Below are 22,223 nucleotides of genomic sequence, written 5' to 3'. Positions count from 1 at the left end.
ACTCACCCCTTTTACTGTTACTGACGTGCCTCTCTTGCTTGTCTTCTTTGTTCCATTACATCGAGATATTCCTTGAGGTATTTTTGATCCATCTCGTCGCTGTCGCCATAATATTTGCGCAATTCTGTTAGTTTTTCGTGCATCATTTCTTGAACGTCTGCATAGGCCGGGTCGTCATAAATATTATGCATTTCAGTCGGGTCTTTTTCCAAATCATACATTTCCCATTCGTCAATATCATAGTAAAAATGCATCAGTTTATAACGTTCAGTTGCAACACCGTAATGGCGTTTTACCATGTGAACCGACGGATATTCATAGTAGGTGTAATAAACAGCATCACGCCACTCATCTGTTTCTCCGCTTACCAGTTTGCGGAAAGATTCTCCCTGCATTTCTTCCGGAATTTCAACACCTGCATAATCAAGAAAAGTAGGAGCAAAGTCGAGATTCTGAACCAACTTTGCAATTTTTGTGTTGGGTTTAATCTCTTTCGGGTACCTTACAAGAAGTGGTGTTTTGAACGATTCTTCATACATAAACCGTTTGTCAAACCAGCCATGTTCACCAAGATAAAATCCCTGGTCGGAAGTGTAAACTATGATTGTATTTTCAGCTAATCCTGATTTATCAAGATAATCAAGCAATTCGCCCACACCGTCGTCAACTGATTGGATGCAGCGCAGATAATCTTTGATGTAACGGTTAAATTTCCAAAGTGCAACTTCTTTCTCTGAAAGCTTTTGTGCTTTCATCGCTTCATTTTTTGGAGTATATGCCGCCAGCCAGTCATCCAGCTGTTCCTGGTTGAAACGTTTTAGTTGATTCATAAATCCTGTGCTGTCTCCATTGGGGTCAACAATCATTTTGAAATCGTGTCCCCATTGCGCATGACCGTCAACTTTCATCTCCTGTTCTTTTGCAGCAGTTCCCCGGTTTTTATAATCATCGAAGTAGTTGGATGGAGGCTCAAATGTTTTATCGTCGAACAACGTAAGATATTCCTGAGCCGGTTTCCAGTTACGGTGCGGAGCTTTTTGGTGGTATAAAGCGCAAAAGGGTTTGTTTGGGTCTCTTTTGTGTTGCAGCCAGTTCAGCAAACTGTCGGTAATGATGTCGGTGCAATAACCTTCAATCCGTTCCCATTTTCCACTCCCGTTAACCATAAACTCAGGATTGTAATAATTGCCTTGGCCCCGTAACACCATTGAATAATCAAATCCCTGCGGGCTGCCATCCAAATGGATTTTACCGATCATTGCGGTTTGGTACCCGGCTGCCTGTAGTAATTTTGGGAAATTGGGCTGATCCCAGTTAAAAGGCTGAACATTGTCCACTTTACCATTTACAAAGCTGTGTTTTCCGGTTAACATGACCGCCCTGCTGGGGGCACAAATGGAGTTGGTTACACAAGCCCTGGTGAAAATTGCTCCTTCGTTTGCCAGTCTGTCAATATTTGGCGTTTCGTTTAAACCATAACCATACGCGCTGATTGCCTGGTAGGCATGGTCGTCACTCATGATATAAATGATATTTGGCGGCTGCCTGGTTTCTTCCTGTTGGGGAGAACAGGAGATAATTAACACGCTGAAAATAGCCAGTAAAAAGACAATTCGGATTTGATAATTTTGGTACATAGTTTCTATCTTAAAAGTTGATTATCGTAAAATTAATACAATATTTAAGAAGGGATAGCTTTCAGATGAACTGAAAGCTATCTGTAACATTAACTAAACAAAAATCGACTATCTATTCCCATCCTGGATTTTGAACCAACAATTGGTTGGCGTCGAGTTCTTCCTGAGGAATGGGCATAAGGTTCATCGCATCTTTAAAATTTGCAATAATTTCTTGTTTTTTATGTGATTCGTAACCACCAAGGGCAACTTCGTTGTTCGCATGTTCTGTCATTCTTTCCTTTAGTATTCCCCAGCGAACCAGATCAAACCATCTTTTCCCTTCGTGGGCAAGTTCTTGCCAACGTTCCTGTCGCACCCATGCTCTGACATTTTCCTGTGTTTTATCTCCTTCCAAAACACCCTTGGAATCATTTTTATAAGCTCTGCTTCTTACTCTCTGGAGATGGGTGTAAGCATTTTCGGGATCTCCGTTCTCATTCAAAGCTTCTGCATACAATAATAATGCATCTGCGTAACGAAGAACATAGGTGTTACAATCTGAATTGCCAGATACTGTCTCACCATCTTCCCAATGCGAATGATAAACAGGAATCTGTGTATAATAGGTCTGCCCATTCGTCGGGCTAACAAATTCCTTGCTAAAAATTATAAACTTTCTCTGGTCTTCGTCATCGTATTGGCTGTAAAGTTCTTCACAAGGAATATCTGCTTCATTACATCCCTGTATTCCCGGTATTGCAATGATTCCATATTCGGCTTGTAATGTATATTTTGGACCGGAAAGCTGCATGTCGCCGTTCCCATTGGAGGGAGGATCTGCAAATTGAACACTAAATACACACTCTTTGCCATTTTCTGTAGCAATCCGGTAATTGTCTTTTAAATCGTCCCAAAGTCCATATCCATAAGAACCTTCGTTATCAACAACAGCACCTAACTCTGTTACAGCTGCACTCCAATTTTTCATCGTTGCATAAACATAACCAAGAAGCACTGATGCAGCTCCGCTGGTTGCCCTTCCTACATCTGATCCTGAATAGCTTTTGGGTAATGCCTTTGCATCATTTAAATCATTAATAATTTGGGCATATACTTCGCTCACCGGGGCACGCTCTGTTACTGTTTCTTCTATACTTGTCCCAAGCGCCAGCGGGACATCACCAAATGCCCTCACCAAATTGAAATAGTATAATGCTCTGAGAAATTTTGCTTCATTTATCAACCTGGTTTTCAGTGTTTCATCCATTTCTATATTTGGAATCTGTTCGAGGGCACTGTTTGCTCTGTAGATTGCATTGTAACTATCCCTCCAGAAATTCCTTATAAACGTATTGTTTGGTGTATGTCTCATATATTCCAGATTTTGTAGATATTGGTTTGGCATACCTTGCCCGTTCTTCTCGTCATCCACGGGTAAGTCAAATACCAAATACATAAGTCTTTCATATAGAGAATACAGCCTGTTGTATACTGCAGTTACTGATGCTATAGCTCCCGCTTCATCAGTATATACATTACTTACCACATACCTGTCAACGGGATTCTCCTCAAGAAAATCGCTACACGAATTAAAAAGGGTTGCAGGTATTATTATTAATATTAAACATATCAGCTTTTTCATAATTTTATACTTTTTCAATTTTTAAAATTAAAAATCAATTTTAACACCAAACATCACAGTTTTCGACTGAGGGTATGTACTGTAATCTTCTCCCATAGTAAGATTTGAAGCACCCCTGTAACTCACTTCAGGATCATATCCTGAGTATTTGGTGAAAGTGATAAAGTTATTTAGTGAACAGTAGACATTAAGCCTGTCAATACCTCTAATCAATGATTGAGGGAATGTGTAACCAAGCAGGATATTTTTAATTTTCAGGTAGGATCCATCTTCCACGTAATAATCATTAATCACAATCTGTCTGTTTGTTGTAGCTTTTGGCAACACATTGCTTGGATTTGAAGATGTCCAGCGATCTGTCATATAAGCTAATACATTTTGTCCTCCTGTTGGCAATGTAAGCTGCGTTTTATCATAGCTGAAGATATCATTTCCTACCGACCATTGGAAGAAAACATTAAGATTAAAGTTCTTATATGACAAATTGTTGTTCATACCTCCAATAAAATCAGGAAGAGCATTCCCGATAATTTGTCTGTCAGCGTTGTCAACTATTCCATCGGGTGCACCTGTATATTTTCCGTCCTCGGGATTATCGTCTTCGCTGGATACATCTTTATATCTTCTTCCTCCAATCCAGGCATTTCCAATGGTCTGATTATGTGCGTCAACTTCATCCTGATTCTGGAAAATTCCATCAAACTGCCATCCAAAGAATGCACCAATTGATTCTCCTACCCAAATACGTCTGAGCCAGTTGTCAATTTTTACATCGCCCTGAGTTGCCCCCACATCTTTGTACAAAACTCCCGCAAGACTAAGTACTTTATTCCGGTTTGCAGACAGGTTAAAATTGGCATCCCATTTAAAATCTCCTGTGAAAATATCACCCCTTATTTCCAACTCTATTCCCTTGTTTTGCATGCTGCCAATATTATTAAGGAAATTAGTAAAACCGGAAGAATAAGGTACTTGCTCACTATACAACATTTGAGTGGTTTTTTTATGATAATAGTCGACCGTAACACCCAGTCTGTTGTTAAAAAAGCCGAAATCAACACCAAAATCAAATTGCCCGGTTTTTTCCCATTTCAGACCCGGGTTTGGAATTTTATTCGGACTAACTCCGGTTGCGAGCGAACCATCACCCCACGTATAAGTTTGGGTTCCTGTTGTTGGTAGTGAGTTGTACAGTCCAATCTCCTGATTACCGGTGTATCCAAAACTTCCGCGAATTTTCAAATTTGAAAATACATTCAGATTTTTGATAAACTCCTCTTCACTTGCTCTCCACGCGATAGAACCTGAAGGAAAGAAAGCGTATTTGTTGTCAGCTCCAAATCTTGAGGACCCGTCAATCCTCCCTGCTATTGTAGCCAGGTATTTACTTTTATAAGAATAGTTAACACGACCGAGATATGATATCAAACCCCACCGGGTTTTACTTGAATATGGTGTATTGTAGACTTCGCCACCGTCTAAATTGTTTTCCTGAAGAATATCGTTGGTATATCCTTGAGAAGACGCTGAAACACCTTCAAAATAGTTTTCCTGAAAAGTAGCACCAACGACCGCACTTACTGAATGTTCACCAAAATCATTAATATAGCTTAACGTATTCTCATTTAGCCAGTTTTGGTTAAGGTTGTAAGCAATTGTGCCAACTCCGGAATTTCCAACTCCTTCACGTGTTGACATGGGTAAATAGGTGTCATTCTTGACGTTTGATATATTGGCACCACCTGTTACTTTCGCTATTAAATGAGGGGTAAGTTTAATTTCTACAAAAATGTCGCCCAGAATACCATTTCGTTGAGTTTGCCGAAGCACTTCATTAACAGTGGCAACCGGATTATTGATTAATATGCCGTCGTTAACATCGGTATATCCGCCATCGTTCATCGGGACAAAAGAATAACCCTCTCCTTCATAAATTGGAAATATTGGATTAAACTGCTGAGCGCCTCTGATGACATTACCGGCGTCTGTGTTTTGTTGATTTGAAAAAATTCTGTTGGCGGTGATATGTGTTCCTGCTTTTAACCAATTGTTCATCTGACGGCTAAGATTTAATCGTGCTGTAAAACGTTCAAAATCCGTGTTCTTAACAATACCGTCTTGTTTAAGATATCCACCGGTTATTGCATAATTTGTCTTTTTATCTCCGCCTGTAAAAGCAATATTGTATTCCTGCGTTGGAGCCGTTACAAATACCTCATCTTGCCAGTTCGTTGCCAATTCAGGATGGCTTTGAATTTCTGCCAGGTCTTCATCTGAATATATGGCAGCTCCGCCATCGTTCACCACTGCTTCATTTTGTAACAATGCATAATTATAGGCATCCATCATATCAAGTTTTTGGGTAATGTTTTGGAAACCATAATTTGCAGAAAACGAGATTTTATCATTTCCGATCGATCCGGATTTTGTAGTTATCAGAACTACGCCATTTGCTGCCCTTGCACCGTATATTGCAGTTGCCGAAGCATCTTTCAATATCTCGATACTGGCGATGTCATTCGGATTAATGCTGGAAATACCGCTGATGTTGGACGATCCAGCCTGCCCACCTGCATTGCCACTGCCTCCGCCTGCATAAATAGGGAATCCGTCAATGACATACAGCGGTTCGTTGGCACCTTGCAGAGAAGTCGTTCCACGGATTCTAACCGCGGGTGCTGACCCCGGAACACCAGATGAACTGATTACCTGAACACCTGCGGCCCTTCCGACAAGTCCCTGGTCTATTGACTGCATTTTTACATTTTCGAGATCTTCAGATTTTACGGTTGTTATGGAACCAGTTAAATCCGATTTTTTTGTTACTCCATAACCAATAGCTACAACTTCGTCTATACCAATTGCATCGGTAACCATGCTTACATCAATTGAAGTTTGATTACCAACCTCAATTTCCTGTGATCTCATTCCGACAAACGAAAATACCAGAACCCCTTCTGCTGGAATACTTTGCAGTGTGTAATTTCCATCAATATTGGTTATCGTACCCTGCATTGTACCTTTAATCATTACAGTTACACCGGGGAGCGGTTCTCCATTCTCGTCTGTCACGGTACCTGTGACGGTATTTGGCTGTTGGCGACTCTGCAGAAAAGAAAAATTAGTGATCTCTTCGTCTTTGGAAAGCGCTATTTGCCGGCCTCTTACTTCGTAGGTGACTCCGGTATTGTCAAATAATTCATCCAGAATCTCGAAGATTCTTTTATTTTTTTGGGAGATTGACGTGACTCTGTCAACATCCACTCTATCGCTGTAAAAAAAACGAAATTCACTTTGATCTTCAATCTGGCCTAGAATTTCTTTCACGGTTGAATTCCTTATATTTAAGGTTAGCCTCGTTGACTGCGAATAGCTTTCTGAAGCGATACTGCCTAAAAATGTGATTAGAATTAGAAAGACTGTTAGTTTCATTTTCATTAGCATTTTATATGCCACGGGCATGTTACCCGGGCATAACCGAATTTTTTTCATAATTTTGCTTTTTGGTTTAATTACTTGTGTTAAATCAAAATTCTTAAGAGGTGAATATCACATGACTTGGCGGACAGTGGTTTTGCCTCTTTTTTTATAAATAGGTTAAAGGCGAATCTTCAATTTTTAAGAGTAAAAATGATTTTATTCTCTTGAAATCATAAGGATTCAGGTTTAAAGAGTTTTTACATAGGCATTTCGTTTAAGGTTGAAAAATTATCTAGTCATAAAATATCCGTATTGTACGGGTTTTTTCATTGTAATGATACGATATCGGAGCCGTAACCTTTAGTAATTCCAATACTTCGCTGAAAGACTCCATTTCAAGTGTTCCCGAATACCAGATTTTTGATAACCGCGGATCGTCGTCCAGTTCAATCGTAACATTATACCATCTTTCAAGTCGTTTAACTGCCGAGGGTAAATATTCTTCCCTGAAGATAAGTTTTCCCTCTTTCCACGAAGTGTAAAGTTCAGTATCGACATTTTTTACACTAATTTTTGATTCCAAAATATCGGCTTGCTGTCCGGGATGCAGAGTAACCCGTTTTTTTGTATTTTTTTCGGTAATGCTTACAATTCCCGAAACAAGCGTCGTCTCAAAAACTTCATTTTTGAAAGCTTTTACATTAAACGATGTACCCTGAACTTCTACGTTGCCATATTCTGTTGAAATGACAAAATGTTTTTTGTCTTTTTTGACATCAAAGAATGCTTCACCTGTGAGTTTTACTGAACGAATATCTCCAAATTCTGAAGGGTAGGAAAGCTTAGAACCGGAGTTGAGCCAAACTACAGAACCATCGGGTAATTCAAAATTTGTCTTTGCTCCCAGGGGAGTTGAGATGTTTTGAGTAACCAATGCTGATGTTACGTTCCGGGTTTCACTTGCCCAAAAAGTGAACAAAACCCCCAAAATAAATGCTGCAGCTACAGAAGCAGTTCTTCGTAATCTTATTTTTCCTTTTTGATGTTTTTCTGTATTTTGAGTTTTTTTCAATAACGAGCGCCATCTCATTTCCAGTCGGCGATCAGTTGAAGAGAGTAAATTATTTTGTAAATTCTCCTGCTCCGAAAGAAAAAGATTTTTGTTTGTTTCGCTCTTTTTTATCCAGGAAAGCAGGAATTCCTCTTTTTCTTCCGAAAGTTTTCCCTCCAAAAATTTTTGAATTAACTCTTTTATATCTTCTGTACTCATACTTTTATGCGTGGTTGTATAGAATAGACAATCCAGTTTTAATTTTACCAACCTGAAAAGTTATATTTTTTGAGAAGGGAAAGCAGAGTGCTGTGTAGACTTCATTTTTACCTTTTGTCGCTTTAAGTATTTTCACCTTTTGTGCAAATATATAACAGCAACAACGGCGGTATAAGTTTTTCCCGTGCAATTTCAAGCCCCTTGGCCAGATGTTTGTCGACCATCGTAGTAGAAATATTCATGATTTTTGAAATCTCCCGTATTTTTTTGCCCTCAATCCATTTTAAGCGAAAGGCTTCACGGCAACGGTCAGGCATTTGAGTGATAACATCTTCAATAATTTGAGACAGATTCTTCTCCATGGAATCAAAATCGTCCTCAATGCGAAAACTTATGTGATATAACTCCTCTGATTTTAACTGAGCCTGATAGCTTAAGTATTTTTCTTCTATTACTTTTCGTTTTAATATATTCAGACATTTATTTCGGACTATTTTGAAAAGATAGGAGGTAAATTGCTTCTCGCTCACAAACAATTTTCTTTTGTCCCATACTTCAATAAAAACTTCCTGAATGAGATCTTCTGTAACAAAAGAATCTTCCAGAAAATGATGCGCATATTTAAATAATCTGGGGTAATAGAGTTTAAATAATTTCTCGTAGGCGGGAATTTTACCTTTACGAAGTTCATTTATAACTTTATTAATTTCCGTTACTTTACGCATAGCTGGTTGTAGTTGCAGACAAAAGTAAGAAAAAAAGAACCCAAATTTTTGGGAAGAAAGTTAATAGATCAACAATAACATGAATAAAAGTTAGATTTGTACCCTTGATAAAACAGTAAAAATATGAATCATTTACTTCCAGGAATTATTTTAGTCTGGACACTAAATATTTTCACATCTGCTGTTGAGCAGAAAAAAGATGAAACATTGACAAATATCAAATTTGAATTTGTGGAATTGCAGACAAATTCCGATGCGAGTATTCGGGGGTTGTTTGTTGTGGATGAAAACGTGATTTGGGCGAGTGGTTCTGGCGGAACTGTTTTGCGGTCAACTGACGGAGGCAAGAATTGGATTGATGTGAAGGTTACCGGGCAAACAGCGAATGACTTCAGAAGTATTCATGCGTGGGATAAAAACAAGGCCCTGGTTTTTGGAGTTGCCGGACCCGATTTTGGTTTTTTAACCGAAGACGGTGGAAAAAGCTGGAAGGTGGTGTATAAAAATGCTGCGCATGGCGCTTTTTTCGACAGCGTGAAATTTTCCGACAGTGATACAGGGCTGGCGGTAAGCGACCAGATTGACGGAAAGCCTTTGCTGATAAAAACGACAGATGGAGGGAAAAACTGGAGAAAGATAGAGAACCTTCCGGCTGTGGTGGATGGAGAAGCTCATTTTGCCGCATCAAATACCTGTATTGAATTTTTATCCTCAGGGAAGGCATGGATTGCAACGGGAGGAGCAGCAGCCCGCGTTTTTTATTCGGAAGATTTTGGTGAAAACTGGGAACTTGTAACAACACCAATGATTCAGGGAAAACCGTCGTCCGGAATTTTTTCGATTAGTTTTAAGAATGAGAGGGAAGGAGTTGTTATTGGCGGCACATATGACAAACCTGAGCAAAATAAACAGATTGCTGCTTACACAACCGACGGGGGAAAGAACTGGATTTCCGCAAAAAAAATGCCTGATGAATACCGCTCTTGCGCGCAGTTTGTTGCTGGTGAAAACGAAAGTTTCTTCTTTGCTATTGGCAAAACAGGCTGTGATCTTTCAGCTGACGGGGGAAAGAACTGGAGTTTTCTTGTTGAAACCAATTATTATACATTTCGTGCCGTGCTGGGAAAATTAGCTGGTTTTGTTGCCGGTGCAGAGGGACGAATTGCCCGTGTTGAATTTAACTAAAAAAAACGGGATGCATTTTCTGCATCCCGCCTTGCTGATTTTATTCTGTTTGCTAAAAATTTCTTATTCTTCCCACGGAACCCGCTTCGACTTATAAAAATTGATTCCTAAGTCTTCAAATCGTTTTCCATGTTTTGCCAGACGCATTTTGTATTCGTTCCAGTCTCTTTTTTCAGGAGCTGTCCAGCCAATTTCCGCATAACCGGGTAAGCGCGGAAAAACCAGAAATTCTACTTCATCCATATTTGTGACTGTTTCCGACCAAAGAGGGGCTTCAACTCCGATGATGTTTTCTTTGGTAACTCCGGGTACCAGTGTTGCCGGGTTCCATGTATATCCATGATCAACTTCAATATAACCCGCCCAGTGTAACCCGAGGTGAGTTGTGGAATCGTACTGCATATCGAGGTAGGCCCGTGCTGCCGGCGACATGATTACCCTGGCACCTTTTTCAACTCCCGTTGTTGTGTTTTCCACGTCGGCCCAAAACTGAACCGTGGCATCGTCAACCAGTTCAGCATTGGCAATTTCGTCCCAACCAATTACTTTTTTGCCGTATTTTAATACAATTGGCTGAACCCGGTTTACAAAATAAACATAATCATCGTGGGCTGTAACATGCGACTCATCGCCGCCAATATGAATGTACGGTCCCGGTGTTAAAGCGGCCAACTCCCGAATTACATCATCAATAAACTGGTAGGTTATTTCTTTGTCAGTACAAAATGTACTGAACCCAACTTCTGTTCCGGTGTATAATTCACGGGCTTTTCCATCGCAATTTAATTCGGCATAAGAAGCCAGTGCAGCATTGGTGTGCCCCGGCATGTCAATTTCGGGGATGATTGTAATTTGCCTCTCCTGTGCATATTTTACCAGTTCCGTATATTGTTCCTGGGTGTAAAAGCCACCGGTTCCGCCACCAACTTCCGTACTTCCGCCTATTTCTGTTAATTTTGGCCACGACTTTATTTCAATTCTCCATCCCTGGTCGTCTGACAAATGCAAATGCAGTATATTCATTTTATACATGGCCAGAAAATCAATAAATTGTTTAACCTCTTCAACATTAAAAAAATGACGTGAAACATCCAGCATCGCTCCACGGTATCCGAACTCAGGGAAATCGCGAATGATACCCGTTGCAAATTCTATCGGATCTTCAGCATGCAGTTTCTCCGGAATAATTTGTAACAAGGTCTGCACACCATAAAAACATCCCGCAACTGTTTTGGCTTTTATTGCAATCAGTTTTTTGCCAATATTTAGCTCGTAGCCCTCGGTATCTAATTTTGAATCTTCGTTTACAACAGTAAAATATACTCCTTTTTTAGGTGTTGCATTTGTCGACTCCACCTTTAAATTTACGCCGGAAGTCCGTTTGATTTCCAGGGCAAGGTATTCAGCTACCGTTTGAAGTCCTTCTACACTTTCTTCATAATAAATAACAGATGATTCTTTTAATTCAAAAGAATTTCCGGTAACATCAATACTAACCGGTTTTGGAATAAAAGCGGTTTCGGAAAGATCGGTGGAAGGTTGTTGTGTACATCCGATTTGAAAAATTACGAGTGCTAAAATTCCTGCAAACCCAAATTTGTTTTTCATAAACGACGATTGTTTTATGTTTGTTTGAGCGATAAAATTATGGATTTGATTTTAAGAATCACAATTAATTTGTAAGGTTTTGAAGCATTTGTCTTTTTCTGAATTGTTTTGGTGTGCATCCGTTTATCTCTTTAAACTTCCGGTTAAAATTCGACAGGTTTCCAAAACCGACACGGTAGCAAATATCTGAAATATTAAATTCTTCCTGCTGCAGCAATTTACAGGCCTGCCCGATTCGGTACTCTGTTAAAAAATCGATGTAAGTTTTTCGTGTTCGTGTTTTGAAGTAGCGGCAAAACGAATTTACTGTCATATTTGAAACTCCGGCAACCTCCTCCAGGCTAATTGGCCTGTAAAATTCATTTAAGGTAAACCGGAAAACAGCATCAAGACGTTTTTCATCGGTTTCATTCAGGTTGTTATACATCCCTTCGGTTGCAAGAATCTGCCCATGATTAGATTTGGAAAGACGGGTTACCAGTTGCAATGCGAGAAGTAACCTGTTTATTTGGTTTTCTTTTGAAACCTTTTCAATAATTTCCGCTTCTTTTGGATGAAAAGCGCCGGGGTAAAAAAGTCCGCGCCTGGCTTTTTGCATGTATTCTTTTATCATTTTAGTTTCAGGGAGGTTCCAGAATGCCTCGCCAAAAACTTCACTTTCAAAATATATGGATAAAGCCTGTGCCTTTAGGCCGTTTTCTTCGTGGTAATATTCCGGATCGTTTCGAAGGGCATGTGGTAAGCCCGAACCAAAAACAAAAATATCACCGGGTTGAAATGCGACAAACTGGTTGCCGGCAATCACATTACCGGTACTTTTTTTTATAAGTGTAATCTGGAACTCGTTGTGCTGGTGTAAAATATCATAGAGGTGGGGGAGCGTGTCATTTTGAATCCAAATGGATTGATCGATGGGTTTCGCAATTTTGAAAGGTAGAATTTTCATATCGGTTTTTTAAAAAAGTAATCTTAAATAATATATAATATTCCCTAATAATGGTTTGTTTGATAAAACATAGATAAGATAGTATTGGTTCATGATAATATCAAAACAGTTCGTGTTACAGCTTTAAACTATTTTTGAAGAATAAAAGGTGATTAAATATTTAATAGATAAAATAAGACAACATGAATTTTGAATGGAAGGGAATATTTCCCGCAATTACAACAAAGTTTACATCGGCTGATGAGTTGGATTTTGAAGCATTTGATGTAAATCTTGAAGCTCAAATTGAAGCCGGAGTAGATGGCATTATCCTCGGGGGATCGCTGGGAGAAGCCAGCACTTTATTGCAGGAGGAAAAAGATGCCTTGTTAAAACATACGAAAAGTGCATCAAAAAACAGGATTTCGGTATTGATGAATATCGCCGAACAGTCGACAAAATTTGCTGTTGATGCAGCGTTAAAAGCACGAGATTTTGGAGCAGATGGATTAATGTTGCTTCCGCCAATGCGCTACACTTCCGATGAACGGGAAACAGTAACTTTTTTGCGTGAAGTGGCAACAGCAACTGAATTGCCCATTATTTTGTACAATAATCCGGTAGATTATAAAATATGGTTATCTCCTGAAATTTTCAGGCAGTTGGAAGATTTGCCAACCATTCAGGCAGTAAAAGAGTCAACGCGCGATATTTCGAATGTAACGCGTATGAAAAATGCTTTTGGCGATCGTTTTGCGGTTTTAACCGGAGTTGATACTTTGGGTATGGAAAGTTTATTAATGGGTGCCGATGGCTGGGTTGCGGGTTTGGTTTGTGCCTTTCCAAAAGAAACTGTGGCCATTTACCGCCTAATCAAAGCAGGAAAAATTGACGAAGCACTCAAAATTTATAGCTGGTTTTTGCCGGTTTTGGAACTCGATGTTTCAACAAAATTGGTTCAAAATATCAAATTGGCGGAGCGTCTTACCGGATTGGGAAATGAAAATGTCCGTGCACCACGTTTGCCATTGGAAGGAGAGGAGCGTGAGCGTGTTTTGTCAATTTTAAATGCAGCTTTGAAAACTCGTCCTGAATTACCGGATTACCTGAACCTCTAAAATATCGCATATGATACACGGAAAAAATATAATAGGTTTTAATTTATCGTCGCAGGGTTCAACAACATTTCAAACCTTTAGTCCGCTTACGCTTGAAGAGATGCCCGAGCTTTTTGTTCAGGCAACAACCGGGGAATTGGAAGAAGCGGTGAATAAATCAGCATCGGCATATGCAGAGTACAAGAATAAAAGCGGAAAGGAGCGTGCTGATTTTTTACGTTTGATAGCGGAAGAAATCGAACTTCTGGGAGATAACTTAATCCGGCGTGCCTGCGCAGAAACAGGTTTGCCGGAAGGAAGAATCACTGGTGAACGTGGTCGTACTGTAAACCAGTTGCGTATGTTTGCCAACGTTTTGGAAGACGGTTACTGGGTGGAAGCAACAATTGATCCTGCGCTACCCGATAGAAAGCCGCTTCCACGTGCCGATATCCGGAAGATGTTACGACCAGTTGGCCCGGTTGTGGTTTTTACAGCCAGTAATTTTCCTCTTGCTTTTTCTACGGCTGGTGGCGACACGGCTTCTGCTCTGGCAGCGGGAAATCCGGTGATTGTAAAGGCTCATCCTTATCATGCGGGAACCAACGAAATGGTTGCGGGCGCAATTGTTCGGGCTGCGCACAAAAGCAATATGCCTGACGGAGTTTTTTCTTCACTGAATGCATCTGATTTTTCTGTAGGACAGGGTTTGATTTTACATTCAAAAGTAAAATCGGTAGCTTTTACAGGTTCGTTTACAGGAGGAAAAAGCTTGTACAACCTTGCACAAAAACGCGAAGACCCCATTCCTGTTTTTGCGGAAATGGGAAGTGTAAACCCGGTTTTACTTCTACCTGGAAAAATAGAGGAAAATGTAAAAGAACTTTCAGCAACTATCGCATCATCCATAAATCTTGGTGCAGGGCAGTTTTGTACAAATCCCGGTGTGCTGATAGCATTAAAAGGCGCAGAAACAGAGTCCTTCAAAAGAGAACTTGTTGTCAACATTCAGAAGTTGCTGCCGGAAACGATGTTGCACAAAAATATAAGTGCCAGTTTTGAACAGAAAACAAAGGAGTTTTTTGATAACAGGGTTGTGGATAAACTTGCTGAGTCGGAGAGCGAAGTGGCGGAAATGAAGGGACAACCGGTTGTGGCAACAGTGAAAGGAAGAGATTTTGTTGCTAACCCGGCATTGGCCGATGAAATTTTTGGCCCGTTTTCTTTGTTAATAGAATGCGATGGCGAAGATGAGCTGTTAAAGGTGGTCGATTCATTTTCCGGTCAGTTAACGGCTTCTGTTTTTTGCACTTCTGAAGACGTGCAGAATTATAAATCTTCTATTACAACCATTCAGGAAGTAGTTGGGAGGTTGATATTTAACGGAGTTCCTACCGGAGTAGAGGTGGGATATGCCATGCAACACGGAGGCCCGTATCCAGCCTCAACCGACGGGCGTTTTACTTCAGTAGGAGTTGATGCTGTCAAACGTTTTGTTCGTCCTGTTTCATTTCAGGATGCTCCTGACGAATATTTGCCCGATGAGCTAAAAGATACAAATCCGCTGGGAATATGGCGAAGAGTGGATGGAGAGTTGAGTAAAGAACCGGTAAAAAGATAAAAATGGCAGCCAAGACTTTCTTTTGTGTCGATGCGCATACCTGCGGAAATCCTGTTCGGGTGGTAGCTGGTGGAGGACCGGTTTTGAAAGGGGAAAATATGTTTGAAAGGCGTCTTCATTTTATGAAAGAGTTTGACTGGATTCGCCATGGATTGATGTTTGAACCACGCGGCCATGATATGATGTCGGGAAGTATTATTTTTCCGCCGTCGAACCCGGAAAACGATATGGGAATTCTGTTTATTGAAACCAGTGGTTGTTTACCGATGTGCGGACATGGAACAATTGGCACAGTTACTGTTGCTATTGAACAGGGCTTGGTTACTCCTAAAAATCCTGGCGAACTGATGGTGGAGGTGCCGGCCGGTTTAATAAAAGTCGAGTACAAAATGAACGGTAAAAAGGTGAGTTCGGTAAAACTTACAAACGTTCCATCCTTTATCGCGGGAAAAGATTTGGAAATAGATTCGCCACACCTTGGGAAGTTGCAGTTTGATGTAGCTTATGGCGGAAACTTTTATGCAATCATAGATCCGCAGAAAAATTTTAAAGGATTGGAACATTATTCCGCCGATGAGCTGATTTCATTTAGCCGCCCGCTGCGAAAACTGATAAATGAAAAATACACATTTGAGCATCCTGAAAACCGGGAGATTCACGGGATTAGCCATATTGAGTGGACAGGCGCTACTCTTTCTGAAAATGCCGACGGGCGGAATGCCGTTTTCTATGGCGACAAAGCTATCGATCGATCGCCTTGTGGCACGGGGACTTCAGCAAGAATGGCCCAGTTGTTTGCGCGAGGTAAACTTAAAGAAGGAGATCAATTTCTTCATGAAAGTATTATAGGTAGCCAGTTTTTAGGCAAAGTGGAGAACCGGACAAAAGTTGGCGAATTTGATGCAATCGTTCCAAGCATTGAGGGGTGGGCTAAAATTACCGGCTTTAACAATATCTTTATCGACGATGAAGATGATCCCTATGCCCACGGTTTTCAGGTCATGTAATCTTTGTTTTCTAAAAGAATGAGTAAAGTAGTAGTGGTAGGCGGAGGTGTTATTGGTTTGTTTTCCGCCTGGTTTCTTGCAAAAAAAGGTGCGGAAGTTACAGTAATCGACAAAGGAGATTTTTCCGATGGATGTTCTTACGGAAATGCCGGACTTATTGTCCCAAGCCATGTTGTTCCGCTGGCTTCACCGGGAATGTTGAAAAAAGGCGTCAAAAATCTTTTCAATTCCTCTTCTGCTGTGGGATTTCGTTTTGCGCCTGAAAAGGATTTAATCCGATGGTATCTGAAATTTGTTTCGGTGGCCAATGAGCGGCATGTTCGAAATTCAATCCATATTCTGAAGGAATTAAGTTTGTTCAGTAAAGATTTATTTTCTGAAATTAAAACTTCGGGTGAATTGGATTTTCCGCTTTGGAAGAACGGTCTGCTAATGTTGTACCAGTCAGAGGGAACCGGAGCAGATTTGCAGGAGGAAGCAAAAATCGCGCGAGATGCGGGTTTAAAAGTCGATGAGTTGTCGTTGGCAGATATTCTCCAACTAGAGCCTGATGCCAAACCAAATGTCGCCGGCGGCTTTCTTTATCATTCCGATAATCATCTAAATCCAAATGTTTTAATGAATGTATTAAAACATACACTGCAGGAGAAAGGAATTGTTTTCAAACCAAATTGTGAGGTAAAGAAGATACAAATCGAGTCAAACAAGGCGGTTAGGATAGAAACAGAAAACGAAGATTTTGATTTTGATGAATTGGTAATAGCAGCCGGGATGTGGAGCAGGGAGTTGTTAAATCAGCTACACACAAAAATTGATGTTCAGCCCGGGAAAGGATACAGTTTCGTAGTGAACCCATCTTCCCCCATTCATTATCCTGCGTTACTTTCCGATGTGAATTTGGCAGTTACTCCGCTTGGAAACGGGGCTGTTCGGTTTGGAGGAGGAATGGAAGTGGGACACAAGGATTATAAGATAAACAAAAGACGTGTAGAAAAAATTATTAAATCAGTGGGCGAATTTTATCCTTCTGAAAAACAAATTGAAATAAAAGAAAAGCAAATCTGGCAAGGCCACCGGCCCTGTTCCTTTGATGGATTGCCTTATATTGGACGTGTTCCAAAGTTTCAAAATATTTATGTTGGGACAGGGCACTCTATGATGGGGGTAACCTTGGGACCCGTAACAGGCTTGCTCCTCAGCGAATTAATTTCCGGTGAAAGAACAAGCCTCGATCTTAAAGCTTTTAGAATCGGACGATAACTTTATAACTGTTTTTCGCTTTCTATTCCCTGTAGTCGGGATTATTGGGAACCAGTCCCAGACTTCCCAGAAAATCCATACAGGCAGCTTTTACGTTATAGTTACGCTCCGGCATTTCATGCACTTGTTTTATTGTACTTACAAATGGGTGTTTATCGTCGGCATACAGCAGGTGGTTAATTGCAGAAAGTGCAAGATTCATGTTGTCATTTTTGCAAAAATCTTTCAACTTTTCCTCCGCTTCCTTTAAATCAAATTCTTTGTAAGCAATTGCAGCAGCATTTATTGCTACCGGAAGATAAGTATCATCCATTGCTTTAATGATTTTATTCCTGTATTTTTCAAGTGTCTCCGGATCTTGTGAGCAAAGACCGGTTATGGCCCAATAACGTACAATTTTATTGGAGCTGTTTAACAGTTTAACCTGTTGTTTTGCGGTTTTTTGATCTCTTTTACCCGAAAGCGAAGCTGCGTTGTAGATTTCGCTAATTGGATATCCTTCATCATTTAATCTGAATTCATAAGCATTTTTTTCTTCAGATATTTTTTCGATTTCATATTCGGGCAAAAACATTACATCGCGTCCTTTAATCACTTCCTCATCTAGCAACTCGCGCATTTCTTCCAGTACACTAGTGTATCTCGGGTCATTTACAAGATTTTTGGTTTCCCAGATGTCATTTTCTATATCAAATAAAAATTCAGCGGGACGATCTTCAAAAAGACTTTTCTGTAGCGGGTTTAACAAGCCGGCTTTTAGGTCGTTGCGCATCTGCTGCTTTATCTCACCTATTTCCATGTAGCGGATGTAACGTGCTTCCGGCATAAAAGGCAAATAGTTGCGCGAATACACAAACCTCCCATCAGTAATACTCCGTACCATATCAATTCCGTTATCTGAACGGTCGGCAGAAAGAATAAGGTGGTCAACAGGTTTCGACCGATTTTTACCAATTAGAATCCGGCCTTCAAGATAATCAGGTATTTCTCCGCCGGCAAGGTTGATAAGTGTTGGTGCCAAATCCTCGAAATCGATAAGTTCGTCAGAAACAACTTGTGTTCCCCACGGAGAAAGTTCTTTGTACATTTCGGGAAACCAGATTACAAAAGGTACACGATACCCATAATTGATTCCGTTGGTTTTTCCGCGAGGCATTCCTTCGCCATGGTCGGCGTAAAAGAAAATAATTGTGCTGTCGCGCAAATTGTCTTTTTCAAGTCGTTCGAGCAAATCGCCAATCTTGTTATCCGTAAGTTTTATCGAATTGTAAACACGCGCAAATTGTTTTCGCATTTCCGGACTGTCGAGGTAAAACGGGGGCATATCAAATTCGTTGTCACCAATCCGGTCTTCAGGAGGGAGTTGTTCCCACACATTCTCCCTGTACCATTGGTAAGTATTTGTCATGGTTCTGGATTGGTGTGAATCGTTGTAGTTAAAAACTGCAAAAAACGGCTGCCCGGGTTTTCTGTCCCACCAGCCGGCTCTATTCGAACTTTCATTCCAAGCCTCTTCCGTAAACGCTTTAACATTTCCCACGTTATAGTCGGTTTTGGCATTGTTGGTTACGTAATAGCCTTGCTTTTGAAGATAATAAGGAAATCCGTGAATATATTCAGGAATGGTATAATTGCTCCGGTGGTTTCCGGTTCCCATTTTAAATGTTCTAACGCCGGTTATAATTGTTGAGCGGCTTGGAGAACAAACAGTTCCGGTTGAAAAAGCATTGGTAAAGCGGATACCTTCCTCTGCCAGTTTGTCGATCTCCGGTGTACTTGCATCTTTATTTCCATAACATCCAAAAAATTGTGGAGATGAGTCTTCGATGGTTATCCAAAGAATATTGGGTTTTTTCTGCCCAAAGGAGAAAAAAACAATAAGGATAAAAACAAAAAAAAGCGTTCCGGTCCTTTTCATAACTTAAGGTTTACTCATTGATTACGTTTAAAAAGTTTTTTTTGTTTTTGAAAAAGATTATAAATCCAACCAATAATACAACCGACATTACGGAAATAATGCCCCAAATCGCATCCCAGTTATAATCTGCTGCTGTTTTATAATGCTCAATAATTCTGCTGCAAATCAGATTACCGACCAATAGTCCTACTCCGTAAGTGACCAGGAAAATAAAACCCTGCGCCTGAGATTTTAGTTGAGAAGGAGCTTTTTTGTCGATATAAATTTGGCCGGCAACATAAAAGAAGCCAAATATCAATCCGTGAACCAGGATTCCGATGTAAAACATCCAGCTTAGGTTTACAACGCCGCCCATGTAAAAAGCAAGGTATCGGATACAGAGTGCAATTAATCCAAATACCATTACTTTGCGTAACCCGAATTTTTTTATTGCCGGGGGTACCAGGAGCAAAAATCCCATTTCTGCCAGTACACCCCAATTCATTGTAACCGAAATATATTTGGTGTTGATGTGTAACAGAAATTCAGAAAAGAAGGAATAGTACATTGCAAAAGGAATCATTGAAAGAAATGAAAATAAAATAAAAACGGCAAAGTTTTTTTCCTTCATCATTTGAATTGTACCCAATCCGAATATTTCTATCATAGATACTTTTTCTCCTTTTGCCGGAGGAGGAGTGTCGGGCAAAGTAAGATTAAGCAAAACCGCGATAAAACTTACTCCCGCGCCACAATAAAAAGGAATATGTGTCCCGTCGAAGTCGATGTTTAAAAAGCGGATAAAAATTATACTGAAAATTCCGGAGGCAACCCATCCTATCGAGCCAAATACCCTTACTTTTGGAAATTCTTCGGAAGAAAGATGTGCCATGGAAATTGAACTGGTAATCCCCCAGGAAGGCATATAACCTAACATCGCAATCAGGAGAAAAATAAATAACAGATTCGGATTATTTGTTGTTGCTGCACCTAACAGCATTATTGCGTTTATTAAGTTTAACCCGGCCAATACTTTCTGACTGGCTATAAATTTGTCGGCAACCATTCCAACTACCGGAGATAAAATACATCCGAAAGCCATTGAGCTTAAAATGAGGGCTTTTTGAGTGCTGTCGACACCAAGGTTTGTTAAATATGCTGCCAGTGGTACCCACCAAACTGCGTACATCATGTATTGGAGCAGCATCATTACCGAAAGTTTTATTCTAACCATAATTTTTATTTCTCTAAAAGATCTGAATCATAATCTGTTTTATTCACCCATCCTGCCGGAACATTTTCTCCACTTATATACCGGTTATAGTAATTTTTTACTGCTCCCGAATATTCATAATTATCAAAAATATCTCCGTTTCCTAAAATTCTAGGATCGTTCTGTTGGGTAAGTTTTTGTTTCATTTCATCCTCTAAGCGTGTTTTTACTTCTGAATAATTTTCGTCTTTTGCCAGGTTATTCATACAAAACGGATCTTCTGTAATGTTATACAATTCCTCTTCCACACGTTTTCCAAAATTGAGTTGCCAGTATTCCATAACTCCTTTTTTCCGGCGGGTATCCAGAAGGTAGGTTTTTGTCGGGCTGCCATCACAATTAAGATACCCTGTCTCCGGATTTCCCAGAGGCCAGCGGTCGGGTTTAAAGTTATGGAGGTATAAAAATCCATCGGTTAAAATACCTCGCACCGGGTAACCTTCGTCGTTGGGGCGGCCTACATCATGGCGTTCCTTTCCCACCAAAACAAAATTACGGTCCGGATTTACTTTGCCTTCTTTTTCTGAATAAAATATATCGGTAAGGCTATTCCCGCTGATGGCTTGCATTCCCGCCTGTTCCGGGTTTATACCAGCCACTTCAAAATAGGTGGGGGCAAAATCAATAAAGTTTACAAAATCATCGACTACCCGGCCAGGATTTTTAATCCCGTTTGGCCACATAATCGCCAGGGGGAGATGGTTTGAATATTCATAAACCTGTCCTTTTATCCGGGGAAATGGCATTCCGTTGTCAGCGGTTACCACAATAATTGTATTTTCCAGTTCACCGGCTTCTTCCAGTTTTTCCATCATCTTCTGAAGGTGGCTGTCAAAATATTCAATTTCAAAAGCATAGTCGAGCAGGTCTTTCCGCACAGTATCCACATCAGGCCAAAACGCTGGAACTTCATCTATTTCTCCGGTATTCTTTCCTCCTTTTTTTATACCTGATTCAAATTCATAAGCACGATGAGGCTCGGTACTTCCATACCAAAAACAGAAAGGTTTTTCTTCGGGTTTCGCTTCAAGAAAAGCCTCAAAGTTACGGGCATAATCGTTTTTATTGATTGCATTGGTTGGAGGAGTGGTTGTAAATTCATCAAATTTTGGACCCGTGAGTTCACGTTTTTTTCCGTTGATTTCACCCGGATCGCCCGGAGCCCATCCTTTGGCAACACTTCCAACAAAATAGCCATTTTCTCCCAGAGCTTCAGCATAGGTTTTGAACTTGGCCGGGAAATGAGGGGAGTGATTACAGGCTTCTTCCAGCTGCCAGCTGTTTCGCCCAGTCAGGATACAAGCCCTCGACGGTGCGCACTTGGCATTGGGGGTGTAAGCATTTTTAAATAAAATTCCACTGTTTGCCACCCGATCGAAAGCCGGAGTTTTTACCCAGTCGCAGCCATAGGCGCCAAAATGTTTCCACGAAGCGTCATCGGCAATAGCAAATAAAATGTTGGGTTGCTGCGGAGGAGTTTCTTTTTTTTGTGTACATCCTGCACTTACCAGAATAAGTAAGAAAAAGAATGAAAAAACATAATTTCTCATAAAGGTCAAATTGTTTTAGGTTGTATTAAAATGGTAAATACTATTTACGCATGCGAAATATAATGAAAGTATCAATTTAAAATCTGAAAAAAATGAATTTATTATTGTACTCCCTTCTTTTATA

General features: G+C 40.3%; 15 protein-coding genes. 5 read left to right on the top strand and 10 right to left on the bottom strand.

Features of this window, described 5'->3' with window-relative positions:
* Window positions 1-17: 17 nt before the first annotated feature.
* The 5 genes from GM418_RS07540 to GM418_RS07520 all read right to left on the bottom strand — a co-directional run bounded on the left by GM418_RS07540 (window position 18) and on the right by GM418_RS07520 (window position 8,676).
* On the bottom strand, window positions 18-1,637 hold the full coding sequence (locus GM418_RS07540; protein ID WP_158864722.1) for a sulfatase family protein: 1,620 nt from the start codon (window positions 1,635-1,637) through the stop codon (window positions 18-20).
* A 112-nt stretch (window positions 1,638-1,749) separates the two neighbouring features.
* Window positions 1,750-3,261 carry a RagB/SusD family nutrient uptake outer membrane protein gene (locus GM418_RS07535; RefSeq protein ID WP_158864720.1) on the bottom strand — a complete coding sequence of 504 codons (1,512 nt, stop codon included), beginning with the start codon at window positions 3,259-3,261 and terminating at the stop codon, window positions 1,750-1,752.
* Window positions 3,262-3,288: 27 nt separating this feature from the next.
* Window positions 3,289-6,753 (bottom strand): SusC/RagA family TonB-linked outer membrane protein, encoded by a 3,465-nt coding sequence (locus GM418_RS07530; RefSeq protein ID WP_158864718.1) that lies wholly within the window; start codon window positions 6,751-6,753, stop codon window positions 3,289-3,291.
* Between the two features lie 220 nt (window positions 6,754-6,973).
* Window positions 6,974-7,951 (bottom strand): FecR family protein, encoded by a 978-nt coding sequence (locus GM418_RS07525; protein ID WP_158864716.1) that lies wholly within the window; start codon window positions 7,949-7,951, stop codon window positions 6,974-6,976.
* A 122-nt stretch (window positions 7,952-8,073) separates the two neighbouring features.
* Window positions 8,074-8,676 carry an RNA polymerase sigma-70 factor gene (locus GM418_RS07520; RefSeq protein WP_158864714.1) on the bottom strand — a complete coding sequence of 201 codons (603 nt, stop codon included), beginning with the start codon at window positions 8,674-8,676 and terminating at the stop codon, window positions 8,074-8,076.
* 123 nt (window positions 8,677-8,799) lie between these two features.
* Between GM418_RS07520 and GM418_RS07515 the strand changes: the two genes are divergently transcribed.
* Window positions 8,800-9,861, top strand: coding sequence for a WD40/YVTN/BNR-like repeat-containing protein (locus GM418_RS07515; protein ID WP_158864712.1), 1,062 nt, complete (start codon window positions 8,800-8,802; stop codon window positions 9,859-9,861).
* Between the two features lie 63 nt (window positions 9,862-9,924).
* On the opposite strand, the gene GM418_RS07510 is transcribed toward GM418_RS07515, so the two are convergent.
* Entirely contained in the window at window positions 9,925-11,469 is a 1,545-nt protein-coding gene (locus GM418_RS07510; RefSeq protein ID WP_158864710.1) for a beta-N-acetylhexosaminidase, read from the bottom strand.
* A gap of 64 nt (window positions 11,470-11,533) precedes the next feature.
* The gene (locus GM418_RS07505) at window positions 11,534-12,415 is read right to left on the bottom strand and encodes an AraC family transcriptional regulator (RefSeq protein ID WP_158864708.1); all 882 of its coding nucleotides are present in this window, start codon (window positions 12,413-12,415) and stop codon (window positions 11,534-11,536) included.
* 182 nt (window positions 12,416-12,597) lie between these two features.
* Here GM418_RS07505 and GM418_RS07500 point away from each other — a divergent pair, with 182 nt between their 5' ends.
* The 4 genes from GM418_RS07500 to GM418_RS07485 are packed head-to-tail and all read left to right on the top strand — an operon-like array spanning window position 12,598 to window position 17,379.
* Window positions 12,598-13,512 (top strand): dihydrodipicolinate synthase family protein, encoded by a 915-nt coding sequence (locus GM418_RS07500; protein ID WP_158864706.1) that lies wholly within the window; start codon window positions 12,598-12,600, stop codon window positions 13,510-13,512.
* A 10-nt stretch (window positions 13,513-13,522) separates the two neighbouring features.
* A complete protein-coding gene (locus GM418_RS07495; protein ID WP_158864704.1) occupies window positions 13,523-15,112 on the top strand; it encodes an aldehyde dehydrogenase (NADP(+)) in 1,590 nt (529 codons plus the stop codon).
* 2 nt (window positions 15,113-15,114) lie between these two features.
* Window positions 15,115-16,119 carry a 4-hydroxyproline epimerase gene (locus GM418_RS07490; protein WP_158864702.1) on the top strand — a complete coding sequence of 335 codons (1,005 nt, stop codon included), beginning with the start codon at window positions 15,115-15,117 and terminating at the stop codon, window positions 16,117-16,119.
* Between the two features lie 18 nt (window positions 16,120-16,137).
* A complete protein-coding gene (locus tag GM418_RS07485) occupies window positions 16,138-17,379 on the top strand; it encodes an NAD(P)/FAD-dependent oxidoreductase (RefSeq protein WP_158864700.1) in 1,242 nt (413 codons plus the stop codon).
* 22 nt (window positions 17,380-17,401) lie between these two features.
* On the opposite strand, the gene GM418_RS07480 is transcribed toward GM418_RS07485, so the two are convergent.
* From GM418_RS07480 to GM418_RS07470, 3 genes are read right to left on the bottom strand one after another with little or no spacing between them, the layout of a single operon-like run.
* The gene (locus tag GM418_RS07480; protein WP_158864698.1) at window positions 17,402-19,297 is read right to left on the bottom strand and encodes a sulfatase-like hydrolase/transferase; all 1,896 of its coding nucleotides are present in this window, start codon (window positions 19,295-19,297) and stop codon (window positions 17,402-17,404) included.
* A 10-nt stretch (window positions 19,298-19,307) separates the two neighbouring features.
* Window positions 19,308-20,510, bottom strand: a complete 1,203-nt coding sequence (locus GM418_RS07475) for an MFS transporter (RefSeq protein WP_158864696.1) — start codon at window positions 20,508-20,510, stop codon at window positions 19,308-19,310.
* Window positions 20,511-20,515: 5 nt separating this feature from the next.
* Window positions 20,516-22,099, bottom strand: coding sequence for a sulfatase family protein (locus GM418_RS07470; protein ID WP_158864694.1), 1,584 nt, complete (start codon window positions 22,097-22,099; stop codon window positions 20,516-20,518).
* Between the last annotated feature and the right edge of the window lie 124 nt (window positions 22,100-22,223).

It is taken from the genome of Maribellus comscasis, assembly GCF_009762775.1.
Taxonomy (GTDB): Bacteria; Bacteroidota; Bacteroidia; order Bacteroidales; family Prolixibacteraceae; genus Draconibacterium; species Draconibacterium comscasis.
This window is presented reverse-complemented; position numbering and strand designations above follow the sequence as displayed.

What these genes read in the sequence shown, in the direction of transcription:
- GM418_RS07540 (WP_158864722.1), bottom strand. Translation starts at nt 1,637, where the DNA reads ATGTACCAAAATTATCAAATCCGAATTGTCTTTTTACTGGCTATTTTC.
- GM418_RS07535 (WP_158864720.1), bottom strand. Translation starts at nt 3,261, where the DNA reads ATGAAAAAGCTGATATGTTTAATATTAATAATAATACCTGCAACCCTT.
- GM418_RS07530 (WP_158864718.1), bottom strand. Translation starts at nt 6,753, where the DNA reads ATGAAAAAAATTCGGTTATGCCCGGGTAACATGCCCGTGGCATATAAA.
- GM418_RS07525 (WP_158864716.1), bottom strand. Translation starts at nt 7,951, where the DNA reads ATGAGTACAGAAGATATAAAAGAGTTAATTCAAAAATTTTTGGAGGGA.
- GM418_RS07520 (WP_158864714.1), bottom strand. Translation starts at nt 8,676, where the DNA reads ATGCGTAAAGTAACGGAAATTAATAAAGTTATAAATGAACTTCGTAAA.
- GM418_RS07515 (WP_158864712.1), top strand. Translation starts at nt 8,800, where the DNA reads ATGAATCATTTACTTCCAGGAATTATTTTAGTCTGGACACTAAATATT.
- GM418_RS07510 (WP_158864710.1), bottom strand. Translation starts at nt 11,469, where the DNA reads ATGAAAAACAAATTTGGGTTTGCAGGAATTTTAGCACTCGTAATTTTT.
- GM418_RS07505 (WP_158864708.1), bottom strand. Translation starts at nt 12,415, where the DNA reads ATGAAAATTCTACCTTTCAAAATTGCGAAACCCATCGATCAATCCATT.
- GM418_RS07500 (WP_158864706.1), top strand. Translation starts at nt 12,598, where the DNA reads ATGAATTTTGAATGGAAGGGAATATTTCCCGCAATTACAACAAAGTTT.
- GM418_RS07495 (WP_158864704.1), top strand. Translation starts at nt 13,523, where the DNA reads ATGATACACGGAAAAAATATAATAGGTTTTAATTTATCGTCGCAGGGT.
- GM418_RS07490 (WP_158864702.1), top strand. Translation starts at nt 15,115, where the DNA reads ATGGCAGCCAAGACTTTCTTTTGTGTCGATGCGCATACCTGCGGAAAT.
- GM418_RS07485 (WP_158864700.1), top strand. Translation starts at nt 16,138, where the DNA reads ATGAGTAAAGTAGTAGTGGTAGGCGGAGGTGTTATTGGTTTGTTTTCC.
- GM418_RS07480 (WP_158864698.1), bottom strand. Translation starts at nt 19,297, where the DNA reads ATGAAAAGGACCGGAACGCTTTTTTTTGTTTTTATCCTTATTGTTTTT.
- GM418_RS07475 (WP_158864696.1), bottom strand. Translation starts at nt 20,510, where the DNA reads ATGGTTAGAATAAAACTTTCGGTAATGATGCTGCTCCAATACATGATG.
- GM418_RS07470 (WP_158864694.1), bottom strand. Translation starts at nt 22,099, where the DNA reads ATGAGAAATTATGTTTTTTCATTCTTTTTCTTACTTATTCTGGTAAGT.